Source organism: Hathewaya massiliensis, assembly GCF_902143515.1.
GTDB classification, from domain to species: domain Bacteria; phylum Bacillota; class Clostridia; order Clostridiales; family Clostridiaceae; genus Hathewaya; species Hathewaya massiliensis.
This window is the reverse complement of the sequence record NZ_CABFVD010000001.1, coordinates 13,951-32,245: the sequence shown is the minus strand read 5'-3', so window position 1 is coordinate 32,245 and position 18,295 is coordinate 13,951. Positions and strand designations below refer to the sequence as shown.

Annotated in this window: 21 protein-coding genes and 1 pseudogene; 17 read left to right on the top strand and 5 right to left on the bottom strand. The window is 28.6% G+C overall.

Features of this window, described 5'->3' with window-relative positions:
- Nucleotides 1-453: 453 nt before the first annotated feature.
- Nucleotides 454-1,896 (bottom strand): DDE-type integrase/transposase/recombinase, encoded by a 1,443-nt coding sequence (locus FNZ64_RS00155; RefSeq protein ID WP_142412865.1) that lies wholly within the window; start codon nucleotides 1,894-1,896, stop codon nucleotides 454-456.
- Between the two features lie 175 nt (nucleotides 1,897-2,071).
- Between FNZ64_RS00155 and FNZ64_RS00150 the strand changes: the two genes are divergently transcribed.
- Nucleotides 2,072-2,584, top strand: a complete 513-nt coding sequence (locus tag FNZ64_RS00150; protein ID WP_142412864.1) for a GNAT family N-acetyltransferase — start codon at nucleotides 2,072-2,074, stop codon at nucleotides 2,582-2,584.
- A 127-nt stretch (nucleotides 2,585-2,711) separates the two neighbouring features.
- On the top strand, nucleotides 2,712-3,155 hold the full coding sequence (locus FNZ64_RS00145) for a DUF4829 domain-containing protein (protein ID WP_243129164.1): 444 nt from the start codon (nucleotides 2,712-2,714) through the stop codon (nucleotides 3,153-3,155).
- A 133-nt stretch (nucleotides 3,156-3,288) separates the two neighbouring features.
- On the opposite strand, the gene FNZ64_RS00140 is transcribed toward FNZ64_RS00145, so the two are convergent.
- Nucleotides 3,289-4,422, bottom strand: a complete 1,134-nt coding sequence (locus FNZ64_RS00140; RefSeq protein WP_142412862.1) for an amidase domain-containing protein — start codon at nucleotides 4,420-4,422, stop codon at nucleotides 3,289-3,291.
- Nucleotides 4,423-4,801: 379 nt separating this feature from the next.
- Here FNZ64_RS00140 and FNZ64_RS00135 point away from each other — a divergent pair, with 379 nt between their 5' ends.
- From FNZ64_RS00135 to FNZ64_RS00070, 14 genes and pseudogenes are all read left to right on the top strand, one after another.
- Nucleotides 4,802-5,419, top strand: a complete 618-nt coding sequence (locus FNZ64_RS00135) for a hypothetical protein (RefSeq protein ID WP_142412861.1) — start codon at nucleotides 4,802-4,804, stop codon at nucleotides 5,417-5,419.
- A gap of 118 nt (nucleotides 5,420-5,537) precedes the next feature.
- The gene (locus FNZ64_RS00130; protein ID WP_142412860.1) at nucleotides 5,538-5,978 is read left to right on the top strand and encodes a GNAT family N-acetyltransferase; all 441 of its coding nucleotides are present in this window, start codon (nucleotides 5,538-5,540) and stop codon (nucleotides 5,976-5,978) included.
- A gap of 138 nt (nucleotides 5,979-6,116) precedes the next feature.
- Nucleotides 6,117-6,608: a GNAT family N-acetyltransferase gene (locus FNZ64_RS00125; RefSeq protein ID WP_185903625.1), complete on the top strand. Its 492-nt coding sequence runs from the start codon at nucleotides 6,117-6,119 to the stop codon at nucleotides 6,606-6,608.
- 144 nt (nucleotides 6,609-6,752) lie between these two features.
- Nucleotides 6,753-6,863: pseudogene (locus FNZ64_RS00120) on the top strand (TfoX/Sxy family DNA transformation protein); the annotation flags it as partial.
- A 40-nt stretch (nucleotides 6,864-6,903) separates the two neighbouring features.
- A complete protein-coding gene (locus FNZ64_RS00115) occupies nucleotides 6,904-7,407 on the top strand; it encodes a kinase (protein WP_142412857.1) in 504 nt (167 codons plus the stop codon).
- Between the two features lie 23 nt (nucleotides 7,408-7,430).
- The gene (locus FNZ64_RS00110; RefSeq protein ID WP_142412856.1) at nucleotides 7,431-7,901 is read left to right on the top strand and encodes a nucleotidyltransferase domain-containing protein; all 471 of its coding nucleotides are present in this window, start codon (nucleotides 7,431-7,433) and stop codon (nucleotides 7,899-7,901) included.
- A 113-nt stretch (nucleotides 7,902-8,014) separates the two neighbouring features.
- Nucleotides 8,015-8,755: a hypothetical protein gene (locus FNZ64_RS00105; protein WP_142412855.1), complete on the top strand. Its 741-nt coding sequence runs from the start codon at nucleotides 8,015-8,017 to the stop codon at nucleotides 8,753-8,755.
- A 59-nt stretch (nucleotides 8,756-8,814) separates the two neighbouring features.
- Nucleotides 8,815-8,970, top strand: coding sequence for a hypothetical protein (locus FNZ64_RS00100; protein ID WP_207705506.1), 156 nt, complete (start codon nucleotides 8,815-8,817; stop codon nucleotides 8,968-8,970).
- 27 nt (nucleotides 8,971-8,997) lie between these two features.
- A complete protein-coding gene (locus FNZ64_RS00095) occupies nucleotides 8,998-9,336 on the top strand; it encodes a hypothetical protein (protein ID WP_142412854.1) in 339 nt (112 codons plus the stop codon).
- A gap of 143 nt (nucleotides 9,337-9,479) precedes the next feature.
- Complete coding sequence (locus tag FNZ64_RS00090) at nucleotides 9,480-10,310, top strand: class I SAM-dependent methyltransferase (RefSeq protein ID WP_142412853.1); 831 nt, start codon at nucleotides 9,480-9,482, stop codon at nucleotides 10,308-10,310.
- Nucleotides 10,311-10,707: 397 nt separating this feature from the next.
- Nucleotides 10,708-11,223 carry a ClbS/DfsB family four-helix bundle protein gene (locus FNZ64_RS00085; protein WP_142412852.1) on the top strand — a complete coding sequence of 172 codons (516 nt, stop codon included), beginning with the start codon at nucleotides 10,708-10,710 and terminating at the stop codon, nucleotides 11,221-11,223.
- Between the two features lie 62 nt (nucleotides 11,224-11,285).
- A complete protein-coding gene (locus FNZ64_RS00080) occupies nucleotides 11,286-12,125 on the top strand; it encodes a class I SAM-dependent methyltransferase (protein ID WP_142412851.1) in 840 nt (279 codons plus the stop codon).
- 129 nt (nucleotides 12,126-12,254) lie between these two features.
- Complete coding sequence (locus FNZ64_RS00075) at nucleotides 12,255-12,944, top strand: HAD-IA family hydrolase (RefSeq protein ID WP_142412850.1); 690 nt, start codon at nucleotides 12,255-12,257, stop codon at nucleotides 12,942-12,944.
- A 335-nt stretch (nucleotides 12,945-13,279) separates the two neighbouring features.
- Nucleotides 13,280-13,804, top strand: coding sequence for an HAD-IIIA family hydrolase (locus FNZ64_RS00070; protein WP_142412849.1), 525 nt, complete (start codon nucleotides 13,280-13,282; stop codon nucleotides 13,802-13,804).
- Between the two features lie 198 nt (nucleotides 13,805-14,002).
- Here the strand turns inward: FNZ64_RS00070 and FNZ64_RS00065 are convergent, their stop codons facing one another.
- The gene (locus FNZ64_RS00065; RefSeq protein WP_142412848.1) at nucleotides 14,003-14,368 is read right to left on the bottom strand and encodes an SdpI family protein; all 366 of its coding nucleotides are present in this window, start codon (nucleotides 14,366-14,368) and stop codon (nucleotides 14,003-14,005) included.
- A gap of 453 nt (nucleotides 14,369-14,821) precedes the next feature.
- Here FNZ64_RS00065 and FNZ64_RS00060 point away from each other — a divergent pair, with 453 nt between their 5' ends.
- Entirely contained in the window at nucleotides 14,822-16,507 is a 1,686-nt protein-coding gene (locus FNZ64_RS00060) for a methyl-accepting chemotaxis protein (RefSeq protein ID WP_243129163.1), read from the top strand.
- Between the two features lie 129 nt (nucleotides 16,508-16,636).
- Here FNZ64_RS00060 and FNZ64_RS00055 read toward each other — a convergent pair whose 3' ends face one another.
- The gene (locus FNZ64_RS00055; protein WP_142412847.1) at nucleotides 16,637-17,122 is read right to left on the bottom strand and encodes a ferritin family protein; all 486 of its coding nucleotides are present in this window, start codon (nucleotides 17,120-17,122) and stop codon (nucleotides 16,637-16,639) included.
- Nucleotides 17,123-17,237: 115 nt separating this feature from the next.
- Entirely contained in the window at nucleotides 17,238-18,128 is an 891-nt protein-coding gene (locus tag FNZ64_RS00050; RefSeq protein WP_142412846.1) for a phospholipase C/P1 nuclease family protein, read from the bottom strand.
- Between the last annotated feature and the right edge of the window lie 167 nt (nucleotides 18,129-18,295).

Below are 18,295 nucleotides of genomic sequence, written 5' to 3'. Positions count from 1 at the left end.
AATTAAATTGAATATATCAGACATCAAAGAACAAAGATGCGCTTATGTAAATTTATATGGAGTTGCTGAATCTTGTGCATTAATCTATGTTTAAAATAATGCCACATGAAAAAAACAGGTATGAAAAACTCAAAATTGAGTTTGGTATTGTGCAAGATTGGGACATCAGTCTTGCTTTGCAATTTTATAATTTTGCGCAATAGTGGGATTTTGTGAAGTAAAGAATATTGTATTTGATAGTGTAAAGTGAAATATGAAAAAGTTAAGTTTAAAAATGTTTTGCCCGAAGGGCGTAGAATACTAAAATACTTTGTGATTTAAAGATGGATTAACGAATTTTGAGCATGACAAAAAATCCTTTTCAGAGAAGGAAAATTTTTGATATTGCTAATCACCACATTAATTTATCCACGTAGTGGCTCAGAAATATCGTATATTTACTTTATAACTAAATTAAGCAGAGTTTTCAGCTTGCATCTTTAATATTGTTTGTTGACCAAGATAAATAAGTAATTGCCACTTAGCAGGCATATTGCCCGCATTAGTTAAAATATCTATCTCATTTAGTGGCTTCCAGTAGTTATAAGGATGAGGACGTAGAAAGTTATAATAGGCAACCCAAAGGGAAACGCCATAAAGTGCACCATTCTCGCTTCCATAACCGCAGGTAACGCGATAAGAAGATTTGAAGGTGCGGTTAAGTCGTTCTACTACTTGCTTTACCCAACGAAATTCGGTGGATACAGCATCATCATTGGTGAGTCCGATAACTTGAGTAACATCAAAGTCCCATCCATTAACTATTTTGCACTGTTGACTTGCAAGAGGATAGGCACTATAGCCGTCTGCAATGAATTTTAAGGCTTTATTAGGGAATTTTTTAAACTTCTCAAAAGCCATACGCATAGTGAGGATACATGGACCTACAGCACGAGTATCAGATACTTGATAGCCTAAGATAGACTTCTTACAGGCATCCATGATAATCCAAACGTAATGTTTTATACCTTTTACCTTGATATAGGTTTCATCAGCTGAAAGAATATTAGATGGTTTGTAGTCAAATGTGTCAACAAAAGGCTTTATAACTGCGGCAGCAGTCATAGCATAATTAGCAACCATTGTATGTGAAATCTTTATGCCGTGTACTTCTTCCAAGGCATGTGCTGTCTGTCTAGTAGATAGCTTAAGATTAACGTGATAAGTAAGGCAAAGCCCCATAATGTGGGCATTAAACTTCTTATACTTAAAGTTAATTGCTCTAGAAGGAAGTTCATGTAAGTCCATTTTAAAGAAATCTATGGTGAACTCACGATAGATGTAGTGGAGCTTGTACTTGTGTTTATCAGCGTCACTTAAGTCTTTAGGCAGCTTGTCTAAGTTATTGCGGTAGTAAGAACACTTAGGATTAACACATTTATGTATTCTAAAATGCTTACGATCTTTCTTAGGTGTTAAAATATGTCCACAATAAGGGCAACGTAAAGCTAAAGGTCTATTATAGATATTTATTTCGTTAAATAACTCTCCACATACTTTACACTGATATTGACCTTTAGAACCATTATTTTTGTAAATGTATTTGTGCGGAGCACCACAACGAGGGCACACGGTAGATTCACCAACTTTTGCACTTTCAGACCTACGATTTACTGGCTTAACAGTTTTTCCGTACCTGTTCTTGTAATAAGCTAAAAGCAATTGATAATCAACAGGTTCTGAATTGAAGATTTTAGGAAGTTTATCCACCTTAAACTTCTGATATTCAGGACTATGTGAATCCTCAAAAACCAATTGTTTAAGAGGAATATATTTAGATATAAATAAAAAAAGTTCTAAAATAATTTTGTTTTGGTATTGAATATATAAAAGTAAATAAGTTATAATTGAATCCATAGCAATGACATCCTTTCATGTTATTTTGGGTTTTGGCGATTCAATTATAGCATAAAAAAGGGGGTCATTGTTTTTTTGTTTAAAAAAATTCTGTAACCCTTGATATATAAAGATAAAGTAAAAAATATAGTGTGAAAAACTTTACACTAACTTGTATTTTAAGGGGGTAAGATAAATGGAATTGATAGCACCATGTAAAAAATATTATTCATCTTATATTGAGGCTATAAAAGAATTTTCTGAGCATGAAGTTGATACTTATCAATTTTTAGATGCATCAAAATATGACATTTTTGAAAAAATTCAAAATTTTAAAACAGGCAAAAATTTACCTCTTAATTATGTTAAAGCAACATATTTATGGCTGGTAGAAGATGATGAGTTTATTGGAGAAGTATCAATCCGTCATGAATTAACTGATTCTTTGTTATGTTTCGGTGGTAACATAGGATATGGTATTCGATATTCAAAATGGAATAAAGGATATGGGACAATTATGCTTTCTTTGGCCTTGAAATATGCAAAAGAAGTTATTGGCCTAGAAAAAGTTTTAATTACATGTAATGATAATAATTTAGGTTCTGCTCGTGTTATCGAAAAAAATTTTGGAGTATTGCAAGATAAAATTATAAATGTGATTGATGGTGTTGAGAGAATAACAAGAAGATATTGGATTGAAATTAAATAATATAGAGTAGTAAATGTAAAATGTTCTATTATAATTAATAGCATTGTGGCAATCATTAAATTGCAATGGTAGATAAAAGCGTAATATAAGTGAGGAGGTATTGTTAATGAAAAAAATTGTTATTTCGTTGTTTGTAATATTGTTAGTATTTTCATTGGTAGGCTGTAATCAAAAATCAAATGATAAGGAGATGGTAAAGGATAATGAAGCTTCTATTAGTGATAAGTTAGTAACAAATATCGGGAATTCTGATAAATTTGATAAACAAGAGATAGAAAATGCGATGAAAGTTGTAAAATATAACTTTGATTTTCCAGCTTCTACTCTAACAAGGATATGCTACAACGAAGAAAAATCAGATAAACTTATTAAAACTTATTTAGAAAATGGTAGAGACTCGGTAAATGGAGCTAAACCTGAGAATGTGATTGTATTGTTAACTAATTTTGATGTTGATGATTCAGGTGATAATCCTGTTTTCAACGCAGGTTCAACTTATGAGGATTATCAATGGATACTAATAAGAAATAATAAAAATAGTAACTGGATAATTGATGATTCTGGGTATTAGAAAATAAATACCTAGGCTTTTAATATTATTATCCTTCTATTATTCATAATACAAATTAAATTCATGATTTTAAAGTTAAACAATAAGTCTATACTTACACATTTAAGTATAGACTTACATATTTTATAGCCTATTACATCTTAAAAATGTATATTCCCCCGCCAAACTGAGATATTTTATCTATAAATTTGGCAGTTCTGGTATTGCTTGTGTGACCTGCTAGAATCAATTCTGGAAAAGATTTTTTGTAAACTACCATTGTATGAATAGCAGCTTTATTTGCATTAGTTATAGAAACAGCGTCACCAACATCCCCATAAGTATAGTAATCTTCAAGAGGTCTATTTGAACCGTTAAAAAATTTATATTTGCTTGTGCGATCTAACCAATGCCATTTGAACATATTAGCTCCTCTCCATGTTGAGGAAACATTTACAGAGCTTTGACTATTTCCTTTCGAAAACCAATTGTTAGTATTATTAGCTGAGGATGATGTTCCAGGTGTCCCTTTCATGGATATCCCACCCTCATGTAAGCATTGTGATACAAAATTAGCGCAATCTGCACCTTGATAATATGCATATTTAATTGTGTTACTATAGTTATTCCAATTTGCATCTATATAAGCAACAACTTTATTTTTATAGGTTGATGTAGATTTAGGAGATATACTTCGAATATTTACACCTTTTTCATCTGGATAATCCTCTGTAGCTAGAGTAGGCAAATACGCTTCAATATACTTATCAATAACTAGCATATTTGAATTTTTATTATTTTTAATCGAATCATAATTGTCGATTAAAAATTGCAAGTTATATTTCCAATTATCAAGAGTTGTTTTTGTATCAGAATTAGCATTAACTAAATCAACTACATATACTTCTTCTAAAAGATTGTTATAAAATAATTCATCAAAATATAGTTTGTCTTCGTCTTCAAAACTTTTTATATTTCTAGATTTTTGCCTTAGATTATTATCTGCTTTTTTAAAATAGTTAAACGTTGATTCCCAATTGCTACCTTTTTCATAGTAATCGTAATTCAGAAAGTCTTGATATCCTTTTTCTTCCCATTTTTTTATTACCAGTTTGTCTACTTTTAGGCTTCCATCAATAAATTCAGTATATGAACCCCTATCTTCTAGAGTATTCCTTATTTCAACAATATCTTCATTAAATAGCTCAGTCGCAAAGGCCTTGTCAGTTATCATGGGAAGGCAAAGTAACAATGCAAGTAAAATCACAAAACTTTTCTTATTTATCATTACAAACACCCCTTTGGTATATTATTTTTAACAATAATAATATTGTTAAAAATAATATACCATATTCTGAACATTCGGTCTACTATTTTATACGATTTATGTATAATATTTATAAATAAGTAATTAATTACTTATTATGTTTTAAATAGACCTAAGCCAATATATAAAATAATTGTTGTGTTGTTTTTAATTTAATTATTTCTTTATTCACAGTATTATTTTGCAATAAATCATACTATTCCCTTTATAGCAGTGTATAATATTATTTATATAATGTCACATAGAAAAGATGTAAAACAACTTAATAAATAAGATTTTTAATATAGATTATGGAATTAAATATTAGCAAGTAATTATTAAGTAGAAAGGACCTGTGGAAATGAGTAGTAAAATACAAAGAATTAATATCTATGATGATGATAGATTTGATAAAGACATCTTAAGGCAACATGGTGCTTTTATTGTTGATGGAAAATATAAGTGCAGTTTTAAAATACTAAATAAAGATTCTGCTATTGTATCCTTTGATAAGGAAATTGATGTGTTTAAATTGATAGATGAATTTAGATTTTATTCAGAGCATATTATTTATTTTTATGATGAAAATATGAAATTAATAAAATCTTTACCACGCAAGGATATCTTTTATATAAGTTTAAAGGATATTCAACCCTCTCAGTTTTTTGTGGATATAGATAAGGTTAAGGCTATAGAATCTTTTATAGAAAGTGAAGAAGATATCTGTATTCCTTTAGCTAAAATAAATGATTATTTTATATCTATGGATGGTCATACTCGACTTTATTACGCCATCAAAAAGGGATATTCTAAGGTAAGGGCATATTTTACAGAGCCAGGAGACTATTTAGAGGGATTTGTAGAGGAGGCAAGGAAGAGAAAGGTTTATTCACCTTATGATTTAAAATTAGTATCTCATGAAGAATATAAAATAAAATGGAATAAGTTTTGTGATGATTTTTTTAAAGAGATGGAATAAAAAATGAGAGTCTAAGTAGATAATAAAAGGGGATGTATGATAAAAAAATCTATTTAAACGTAACAAATCATAGGAGGGCAAAAATCAAATAGCCAGCTGCAAATTATGGAGGTAACGAATGGAAATTAAAACAATTACATCACGTGATAGTGAATGGGAACAAGTTATAAGTTATGCTGAGGATTGCTCTTGGCGTGCTGGAAAAAATTTGTCTATATTAATGAAAAAAGAAATGTTTACAGAATGGGAAAAAGTGCTTGTTGCAATTGAAAAGGGTGAAATTGCAGGTTATTGTACTGTTTCAAAAACAGATTGTATTCCCAACGTAGAATATACACCTTATATTAGCTTTATGTTTGTTGGAGAAGCGTATAGAGGTCACAGACTAAGTCAAAAACTTATTCAAAATGCTATTAAATATCTAAAAGGCTTGGGATTCGAGAAAGTATATTTAGTAAGTGACCATATCAATCTATATGAAAAATATGGTTTCTGTGTAATTGATAGAAAAATTGCTCCTTGGGGAGAAGAAGAAAAAATATATATGCAGAAGTTGTAGATAGGATTTGATTTATTTCAGTTACAAATTCCAAATTTGCAGGGGGACAGTAATATAATTTTAGCTTAATCGTATTATGGGTATGAAGAGTGCTGCATAATAGTAAATTATAACGAAAGTAAAGGAGGGGGAACTATCGTGAGTATAATATCTATTAAAAGGGTTGAAAGCACAGATGTAAATGAACAGTTAGTAAAACAATTATCGCAGGTATTGACTTATTCTGAACCGGAAAATTTTGAGGATTGCGTTAAATGGTGGGAAAGTTGGTTTTCTGATAAAATTCCAGGTGATAAATTTACAATTATTGCTGAAGAACAAAATAATATTATAGGTGTTACAAGGTTTTGGAAAACTCCTTTTTGTAATAATAAATGGTTAATAGAGGGGCTGGAAGTAATTCCGCCTGAAAGGAGAAAGGGTGTAGGAAAATCTATTGTCATAAAAGGAATACATATATTACGAAATACAACTAAGGAGAATATATTTGTGCATATTTCAAATAAAAATATAGCATCAATAAAACTCCATGAAGGAATAGGTTTTAAAAAGATTAGCAATGGATCCATTAACAGTTATGGAGAATTTAGAAAAAATATGGATGAATACTTGCTTGAAACTCTCATGTAAATAAAAACATATAGTCTCTAATCTTCTATGATTATTCTATGTTTATGGATGGTCATACTCGGCTTTATTACGGAATTACAAAGGGATATTCTAAGGTAAGGGCAGATTTTACAGAGCCAGGAGACTATTTAGAGGGGTTATAAAAATAGATTGTTATCACTGGAAGGTGCAATTCAAGGTATTAAGAAAACAGACTTATCACAGGAACGAAAAGCAGACCTAAAAGATTTTTATAATTGGCATAAATGTAAATAGATAAATTTTTATTCAGGCGATTGAGAAGGGGATATATTGAATGGACAATGTAACAAAATTAGTAATAATTAGAGGTAATTCTGGAAGTGGCAAGAGTACATTGGGCAAGACTTTACAAAGAAAGTTTGGACGAGGCACAATGTTGATTTCCCAAGATGTGGTTAGACGAGATATGCTGTATGAAAAAGATGGACCTAACACAGAGGCTAGTAAATTAATAAATGAACTTGCACTACATGGTAAAAAGAATTGTAAGGTTGTAATTTTAGAAGGTATTTTAAATTCAAAATGGTATGAAAACTTATTTGAAAACTTGAAGGATGAGTTTAAAGACAATATTTTTGCATATTATTTTGACCTACCTTTTAAAGAAACATTAAAACGTCATAAACAAAAACCTAACTCAAATGAATTTGGAGAGAAAGAGATGAGAAGTTGGTGGAAAGAAAAGGATTTATTAGCAAGTATCCATGAGGTATGTCTTCACAAAGAATTAAGCTTAAATGAAATAGTGGATATGGTTTATCAGGATGTAATAAAATAAATAGTAGTTTATGGAGGAGAAGTATGACAGAAGTAGAAGAGAAATTTAAAGTTCTTTCTAAAATTGGGAAACAATTAAATGATAATAATATTACATGGGCAATAGGTGCCTCTCTTTTATTATATATAAAGGGAATTTCAAGTGAATTTCATGATATAGATATAATGGTTGCAGAAAGTGATGTGGAAGCATTAAAGAATATATTATTGCATTTAGGAGAACTACAGCCTAAAACTACAAATATTCAATACAAAAGTAAAGAATTTCTTGAGTTTAAAGTTGAGGATGTGGATATTGATGTAATGGCAGGGTTTGTAATAGTGAATAAGGGGAGAGATTTTTATTTTCCACTTCATAAAGGCGATATTATGGACTATGAAGAGATTAATGGTGTAAAAATCCCACTTCAATCAGTAAAGGAATGGCGTAATTATTATGAACTAATGGGGAGAACTGAAAAAGTAAAAATGATTGATGATAAATTTGTTAAGTAGGATAAAATCAATTTGCATATTTACAGTAAATTAAATTTAACTTAATGGTATTATAGCTAGTAAAAATATTAGATAATTATAAGATAATGTGAAATAAGAGGAGTTTTAAATTTATGAGAAGAATAAGAGATGTATTTTATATAAATGCAAATTTTAATGAAAATTATTTTTTATATTATGGAATGGAATTTAAAGAGTTTATTAGATGTAGTCCAATAGGGTTAGAAAATATTTTAGTAACTGATGGAGAGTATATTACTAATAATTATAATAGAAGTTGGTTCTTAGAGACTGCTAATGGAAAAGAAGAGATTTTTGAATTATCAAAAGAAGATATTTACGGGTTAGGTAATTTCCATTGGATAGATTATAGTAATGAAATAGATTTGAATAATTGTACACCTGAAGAAAAGGCAGAAGTATTATATTTATCGCATTTTTGTAAACCCTTAAAATCGCCGTTTTTTAACAGAATAAATAATAATTTTGTTTATCTTGCTCATGATGATGGATGGGTTTGTAAATTGTATTGTAGAGATATGGAGGTATTTAAAGATATAATAGCAAATAAAATTATAGATAGTTTTTCAACAAATAAAAGAAGAAAAATATATCCTATGGCTGAAGATATAAAGAATAAAATATTTGAATTAACCAGGAATGGGCTGTTAATAGACTTTTCCAATATATATAAAGATAATAAATGTATTAGTGTAGATTACTATACGATTGGTCATTATGCAGATATGGATGAAATGTATAATAATCTTGAGAGAAACAAGTATAGAGCAGATGTTAAGGGAACTATTGAACATAAAAATAAGACATGGAAAATCTATACTTGGGATAAGTAACATATTATAGAAATCCAGAAGTTAAGTGTATTATGTCTACAATTGAGGAATGAACTCAAATACTATTAGAAGTATTAGGAGATAAGGAGTTACCATTCATTGCAGCTTTTGATTGTTGTCATACACATCCAATGTTTACATTACCTATAGGATGTGAGATTGAACTAAATGCTACTGAAAAGAAAGTATCAATTATAGAGGAATGGTTAAAATAATTATAGTATATTGAGGGGGTGAGCATATTGGTAAAAATTAAATTGCAAGATTTAATAACAGTATTAAATAGGGATGTAGTAAAATATAATTCTTGTATTGAAATGAACTTTTGTATTGATAATGACACAGAATATGAAGATTGTTGGCTTGGAAAAATGCCAGATAGAGATGAACGTGGCAAAGAAATATATTGGTATGGATTAGTGCCAGATGGCTCACAAGCATATGATTATGCTAAATTAGAGGATATTGTAAATGCTAAAGTATTTCATGGCAAAAGTTTACGTGATGTTATTGAAAAAATAACTTGGTATTCATTAGATGGATGTAACATAGAGGAAAGATTACCAGATTACATTGAGTAATATGTCAAAAGGTCAACATTTTAGCTTCATTTTAGTAACATTTTTTATGATTCAGTGTATTTTTCGGAAAAATGTTACAACAGTAAAATATTATTGTAAAGGTATATTAGTATATAGCAATAAACAAAAAGGAGAGATTATGTATGTATGCCGAAAAGGAAAAAGTTATTAATGTATGGGACAAGGTTGCTTCTAACTTTGGAAAAACTGGACCTAAATATTGGGATGACTTTGGTAATAGGTTAATTGAACTTTCAAATATTCAAAAATCTGCAACAGTATTGGATGTTGGAATGGGGAGAGGGGCATCGCTTTTTCCTGCTATAAAAAAGGTGGGAAAATACGGACATGTTATAGGTATAGATAATTCAGAAGTTATGGTAAATGAAACTTATAAGGATATTTTAGATAGCAATATATGTAATGCAACAGTAAAGAAGATGAATGCTCAATCTTTGAATTTTAAAGAAGAGTATTTTGATAATGTTATTTGTGGATTTGGAATTGGATATCTTTTATGCAGTGAAAACAAATTAAGTGATATATTAAGCGTGTTAAAACATGGGGGACAAGCGGGATTTAGTATCTGGGGTGTACAAGAAGATCAAAAGTGGTTAACTGAAATAATACAAAAATATTTAAAAACAGATTTAAAGAATTCAAATAGTAAACAGGTGGACATTCTAAAGTTTGATAATGTAGGCGATGTAATAAAAATATTATATGATTCAGGATTTGAGAATATTAAAGTTCATGAAGAAGACTCAGAGGTTGTATATACAGACAAGGACGACTGGTGGGAAGAAATGCTTAATAATGCGGTAAGGGGTATATTTGATGAAATTGAAAAATTAGGTTCAGAAGTATATGCACAGTTTAAGGCAGAGATATTTAACGGACTTGAAAAGTTTAAAAGAGGGGATGGACTTCATTTTAATATGCCGGTAATATATGCATTTGGAGATAAAAAGTAAAAAAATACAATCACTACGTTCTATATTTTTAATATTGTTTTAAAATTTAGCCTTAAATTAAATTAGTTTACTGACTTTAAAAAATATTAGAGCAAAGCAATATATTGTTTGCATAAATATATATGGTTTTAAGTTATGCTTTAAGATTTTTAATGAGTATCGAAAAATGAGTTATTTGCCAGAATATTTAGGTTATAATGTTTAAAGACTTAAATTATATAACTGCTAATAAAATATATACTTCTCACTATAATTTGTAGTGGACAACTTTATTGAAAGAGATTCAGAAAGAAGAAATAAACTTAAATAGGTAGGTTTAGAATTTAAGGTACTAAGTATTTAATAAATTACAATTATTGGTTAAACAATAATTGTAATTTTGAAATGAGGTGTTAAATTGGAGGAATATGGAGATAGGCAAGAATTAATTTTAGAGATTTCAAAGCGTGCAAAATTATTCGTCGAGGAATTCAATGATATTAATGAAAAGGATAAAGATAAGCTAATTGAAGGAGTTGACAGAACACCTACTCAAATGATTGCTTATCAATTAGGATGGATGAATCTTATTCTGCATTGGGAGAAGCAAGAAAAAGAAGGGCAAATTGTTATGACGCCAACTCCAGACTATAAGTGGAATAATCTTGGTGGTTTATATGAAAATTTTTACAAACAATACGATGGATATACTCTAAAAGACTTATGTACTATGTTCACAAAGGCAGAACAACAAATTATTGAATTGATTAATAGTTATACAGATATAGAATTGTTTCAACAAGGGGGAAGAAAGTGGTCGTCATCAACTCCCTCCAATTGGCCAATATGGAAGTGGATTCACATCAATACTGTTGCACCGTTCAAGTCTTTTAGAACAAAAATACGAAAGTGGAAAAAGTTGAACCAAGGGTAAAAATTCCAACTACAAAATCCAAGTGTATTACATAAAGAAGAAAAAATAAAGGGGGAGACACTATGTACAATTCAAAAGAAGTAAGTGAATTTTATAATAATTATGGCATAAAGGAATGGGAAAGATTGGATTTATCTGCTTACGATAGAATAAACTATTATTTGCATATGCATTTTTTAAAAGAACATATAGGAGAAGGAAAAAATGTATTAGATGCAGGGTGTGGTGCAGGAAGGTTTAGTATTGAAATTGCTAAAAGTGGAAGTAAGGTTACATTATTAGATATTTCAAAGGAACAATTAAACATAGCTAAAGAAAAATTAGGAGAATTGAATTTACTTTCAAATGTAGAGGATTTTATTTTGGCAGATTTAAGCAATCTATCAATGATTGAAGATAATAAATTTGATACAGTAGTATGTTATGGAGCACCTTTAAATTACTTAATGGAAAATACAGAAAAGGCAATAAGTGAATTAGTTAGAGTTACTAAAAAAGGTGGAAATATAGTTATTAGTGTTAACAGTAAGTGGGGAGTTATAAGAACTCAATTGGGAAGAGAAGATTTTGATTTTACATCTTTCTTTGGGCAACCGGAATATTGGGCTATAGATAAGATGGTTAATACAGGAGATCTATTAAAACATGAAAAAGTAAATCAACCACCAAGACATTTTTTTGAGTCTCAAGAACTTGAAAATTTAATGAAAGATGCAGGAATTGTAAATATAACTTTAGGGGGAAGCCCATGTATTACCAGTGGATTTAGAAAAGCAGCGGAACTTTTGGAGAAAGATAAAGTAGCTATAGATACAATATTAAGATTAGAAGAAAAAGCATATTGTATAAAGAGTATGGTAGATAATGGTGAGTTTTTATTAGCTAAAGGTGTAAAACTATAAAGAGTAAAATTTATCTTATTTATTAAGAGTGAAATAATTGAGTATATAATATTCTATCATTGTGATGAGGTTATACAACATATAAATGAATATAGAGTAAATCATATTTAATATAAAGGGGATTTTATTATGGAATATAAAAATATAAAAGCTATATTGTTTGATTCGGGAAGAACATTAAATGTGCCTAGGACAGGTCATTGGTTTATAACTCCAAATTTTTTTAATATAGTTAATAAGGGAAACTTTGAAATTAATGAGAATGAGCTTGAACTTGCCATGGAAAAGGCATGTAATCATATTAATAAAATTCTAACTGTAATCACTGAAGAAGAGGAGTTTTTAATGTTTAAGGAGTTTTATGAAATTGTATTAAATGAAATAAAATATCCTTATATAAGTAAAAATATTATTAATGATTTGGCTAAGGACAATGTTTATAATGATGAAAAGTTTTTGTTTTTTGATGATGTACAACCTTCCTTAGAAAAGCTAAGTGATAGATATATATTAGGGGTAGTATCTGACACATGGCCATCTTTAGAAAGAGTTTTTATAAACAAAGATTTACGTAAATATTTTAAAACCTTTGTTATGTCTTCAATTCACGGTTCTTATAAATCAGAAAAAAAGCTATTTAGACTAGCTCTTGATGAAATAAAATTAAATCCTAAGGAAGTAATTTTCGTTGATGATAGCGAATCTAACTTACTTGCAGCAGAGGAATTTGGATTAGTTCCAATATTAATTGATAGGTACGGACAAGATGATCTTAAAAGTAAGTACCCAATAATTAGATCTTTAGAAGAATTATTATAGATTAATATTTTAAAATAAGATTTCAAATAAAGCTCTGTTTAAGAATAATATTGAAATTGGAAAAGTACCATATTCATAATGCCTTACAAATCTCATACTTCCTATTTTGATACAAAAATAAAGGAGGGATGAGATTTGTAAGGCGATTTTTTATATAATGACTGGAAGTATTTATAGTTAATTCTAATGTTATGTATAATGAGCTAAAATACAACTATAAATATATAGGGGTTAAGGTAATGGGAATATGAATAGAAAAACATATAAGTATCTATGGTATAATGAATATAGTAATATAAACTTTTATTATAACACTATAATTGGAGGAATAAAAGATGAAAAATGAAATACAAGCAGTTTTTATTGATAGAGATGGAACTATTGGAGGAGATAAAGAAATAAAATATCCAGGTAAACTCAAATTATTTCCTTTTACTAAAGAAGCTATAAAACTTTTGAAAGATATGAATATAAATGTTTTTGCGTTTACAAATCAACCAGGTGTAGGAAGAGGAGAAGCAAAACTAGATGATTTTAAGAAAGAACTTTTTAATTTTGGATTTAAAAAGTCTTATATATGTACTCATACTGTAGAAGAAAATTGTTCTTGTAGAAAACCAAAGCCAGAACTATTGATTAGAGCAGTTGATGAATATAAAATGGATATTTCAAAGTGTATAGTAATAGGGGATAGATGGAGTGATATGTTGGCAGCTGAAAATGCTGGAGCAAAGAAGATATTAGTAAGAACTGGTGCAGGGGAAGATTCTTTAAATAAATACAGATATAAATGGGCTAATGTAACTCCTGATTATGTAGCAAAAAATCTTTTAGAAGCTGTAATATGGATAATGCTATAGTTTTCTAAAAGTACTTTACAAGTGGATAAATAGTAAAATCATGAAAAAACATATATATAAGGCTAGATTTTCTTTATATATATGTTGTTTATTATTTACATATAATCTCCAATAGTAATTTTTTTAATTAAACTAACAGAGGGTTTTATGATGGATTATAAAAATAAAAATGATACAAGAATTTTTAACAGCTTACGTTTATTTTTTTATACCGTTCTTATCAAATGTTTTTCTTAACGCTATTTCTGTAAATGGTATAACTAAAAGTAATATTAGTATTTGAATGTAAATCAATGCAACCATAAGTTCATTATAAATACTTAAACTTTGTAAAGTAAGTGCTAAAAGAAATGATATAATTGCAGTAGTGATTCCACTTTTCATCCATATTTTGCCTGAATACTTATGAGCAAATTCCCATGTATCTTTATTTTTTGTTGACATTGGCGTTCTATACCCAATTAAGGAGTTTATTTCTTTAGGCGTTTTTTTTGCTAATAAAAATCCAAAAACTATCATAGTTAGAGATATTATTGCTGTCATAATTAAAGAAAAAATTAACATACTGTACTCCTCCCCATATAATATAAATGATATTCACATATATAACTTAAAGTTTATATTTTATTAAAGTTTAATTGTACACTAATTATAACATTTATTTAAATGTAATCATATAGCACTCTTTCTAATGGAATAATCTCCAATTATACATTTAGCGTATTGAAGTCATCTAATTTCTTTTAATAAAGCCATACTTTAATAAAAATAATTGAAGAAATCAACATAGGAAGAGAGAATTTTAAAATAGCAAAACCATTTTTATAAAATTTATAACTATATTAATAAATGCATTAAATAAATGCTAAATAAGATAAAACAATAGTAAATAGGAGTATTTTAAGAATAAACTGAAAAATTCATATAAAACAAGAAACATCAAACAAAAATCATTAATAAAAATGTGGTATTATACAAAAAAACACCTATAAAAAATGATTTTGGGAGATGAAAAGCATGGACAAAGAGGGAAAATTAGTTAGTATATCACAATTAGTAAAAAACATGTCGAAAATTACTTCTATATCATTGATAGTTAGTATGGTAGCTGCAATTTTAGTTTTAGGTATATCCTATAGAACAAATAGTTTAAACTCTGAAAGGGTAAAATTAAATAGTTATAGTCAGCAATTAAAAGATGGTTCTGATTATTTAACAAATCAAGTTAGATACTATTCAATTACGGGAGATGAAAAATATCTAGATAATTATAATAAGGAACTAAAGGAAACCAAAAGAAGAGATAAATCATTAGAAGGAATAAATAATATTGGTATAAATAAAGAAGAAAAATCTACAATAGAAGGAGCTTTAAATAAGTCTAACAAATTAGCAGAAATAGAAATTAAAGCAATAGAATATGTTAAAAATGGTGAAAAAGATAGGGCAAGGCAAATGGTTTTTAGTGAGGAGTACTTTACCAGTAAGTCAGAAATAGATAATTTAACAGTGAAATTTGCTGATATGATAGCAGTAAGAACAAGTAATTCATCTAAAATATCTCAATTAATATTAACTCTTTCTATAATAGTTTTAATAATAATTTTAATAGTAATTTTGAAAATAAACTTACATTATAATAAAGAAATAAAAATAAAGGTAGTTGAACCTATAGAAATAATAAAGGATAAATTTATCTTATTATCACAGGGAAATCTTAATATTGAAATTCCTCTAGAAGAAAATGATACGGAACTAGGTCAGTTGGTCTATTCAGTAAAAAAGACACAAGGTTTTTTAAAGGAGTATATAGAGGATATTGATTCTATACTAGGGAAAATATCACAAAAAGATATGACAGTTAGTATAGAAAAAGAGTATATTGGCGATTTTGTTAATATTAAAAATAGTTTAGAAAATATAATAATATATTTAAATAGTACTTTTTTAGAAATAAGAGAAGCTATTGGACAAGTTAATGGCGGTTCGGAACAAGTATCTGCTACAGCACAAAGTTTATCTCAAGGTGCTACAGAACAAGCAAGTGTAATTGAAGAACTTTTAGCATCAATGCATGAAATAAACGAACAGGTTCATACAACAGCGCAACGTGCAAAGGACACAAAGGATATTACTGAGGAACTAGCTGGAAATATAGAAAAGAGTAATGAGCAAATGGTGGACATGGTGAAAGCCATGAATGAAATTGAAAAAACATCATCAGATATTAGTAATATTATTAAAACTATTGATGCCATAGCAGAACAAACTAATTTACTAGCACTTAATGCAGCTATAGAATCTGCAAGGGCAGGGGAAGCTGGACGTGGTTTTGCAGTAGTTGCAGATGAAGTGAGAAAACTTGCAGAACAAAGTTCTGAGGCAGTAAAGCAAACAGCGAGTCTTATTGAATCAGAGATAAATGCTGTAAATAAAGGAAAAAATATAGCGGATGATACTGCTAAGTCTTTAGAAAAAGTAGTTAAAAATATAAATAGAGCAACTGAAATAGTAGATGAAATAAAATCTGATACCTTAGAACAATCACAATCTATAGATCAAGTAAACACTGGAATAGATCAAATATCAGATGTTGTACAATCAAATTCAGCAATAGCAGAGGAAAGTGCTGCAGCGAGTGAAGAGTTAACAGCACAGTCAGAAACTTTAAATACCATGGTACAGGAATTTAAGTTAAGATAAATAAGATTCAAAAATAAATCCAGTAGAGAAGCATTACTGCTTACTACTGGATTTAGTTTATCAGAAAACATTTTTTTATTCTATACGTAAATTCCTTGATGATTACATTAAAAATAGTAGCTTTCTTAATTAAACTATTTCTTCAAGAAGTTTTGAAAAGTATTTTACATGTTCTTTTTCTTCTTCGATTATAATATTAAATATTTCCTTAACTTCGTCAGATAAAATTCCTTTGTACATATTAGTATAAAGTTCCACTGTAAGTTCTTCAGATTTAAGTGCACGTTCTATAGCTGATTTTAAATTTTTAAAAGCATCTTCAGGCTCTTCATTTTTATCAAAGACTTTATTTTCAACTAATTTTCTTAAATATTCACTTACTTCAGAATCATAAAGGTAATCTGAACTTAATTCATCTTCATTTTTACTAGAATATTCATTGAAAAGTTTTTGAAATTTTTCCTTATGCATAAGTTCTTGTCCAGCTGCCATGGTTAAAAAGTCTTTAACTTTTCCTGTAGTATGCTTAGCTCCATTTAGATAAAAATTACGTCCTTCCTCTTCAGTTAAAATTGCAACCTTAAGCATTTCAAGTATACTAAAATTATTTGACATATATTCTCCATCCCTTCTGCTAATTCCCTATTAAATAAATCATACATTACAAAACCATATTTATCAATAGTTATAGGCTTATGATTTAGAATTCATAGCCGAAAGTGTAGAAAATCTATACTTCTCCAACTTCTACTAAAAATCTATATAAAAAAGCAGCTACATGCTTTTGAGCATAAGGAACCACATTATTACTAGCATCTCTCATATCATTAGGATTTTTAGAGGTGGCTTTATTTTTCATACTATAGGCATTAAAGGCACAGTCTCTAAGTAGTAATTCACAATACTTTTCAAAGTCTTTTATATTATTAAATTTATCATAAGTATTTCCTGCAGAATTTACGGAAAAATCTTTCCTATGGTCATCTACAAATCTTTCATATTTAGCATGATTACTAAGTATAGCCACTAAATTTGCAGCATGATGAGGCACATTTAAATCCTCTAAATAATGAACTGCTCGCCCAAGTTCTTCTATGGCATAAGGTTTATTTATAGTATAAAACTTTTTAGCATTCATGGCATGTTCTTTAAACTTAATTAGAGCAGTGTTATCCCTTTGCCCTATATAATTTTTTTCGGTATACGGATCATAAAAATGCGAAGAATAAGGTGCATAAAAAGGAGATTTTTCATCAACATCAGGCATATCCGTAAATTCTAAAAGAGTGTCACCATATATAAATAGTTTATCAGCAATTTCTGAGCCCATATCATTTTCAAGGATCTTTAAAGCATTAGCCGCTAAATATTGATGGGTGTGATCTATACCACCACTTTTAAATCTATCACCATTTTTCTTATCTTCCTTTAATTTAAGGTATGACTCTTCTTCACCATGAAGTACTATTCCATCTCCAAAGACTTCATCAGACCCCTTTGCAATACTATAAATTTTATTTTTTAACTCTCTTTTATGTAAATGTTCCTTAGCTATAGCTGAACTACTAGCAAAAGAAAATAACATAAAAGCAGTTAAAGTGGATGATAAAAGTTTTTTCATTATAATCTCCTCCCTTCGATATTATAGGCATTTTATATAAAAACAATACTTTAATTGTGAGATTATTCTTAAAACAATGCAATATACAAACGATTAACCTTTCATATTTTATATAAAATAAGGATAAAAGTCTATAATTGTGAAGGAAATTTAACAAAAGATTTCAT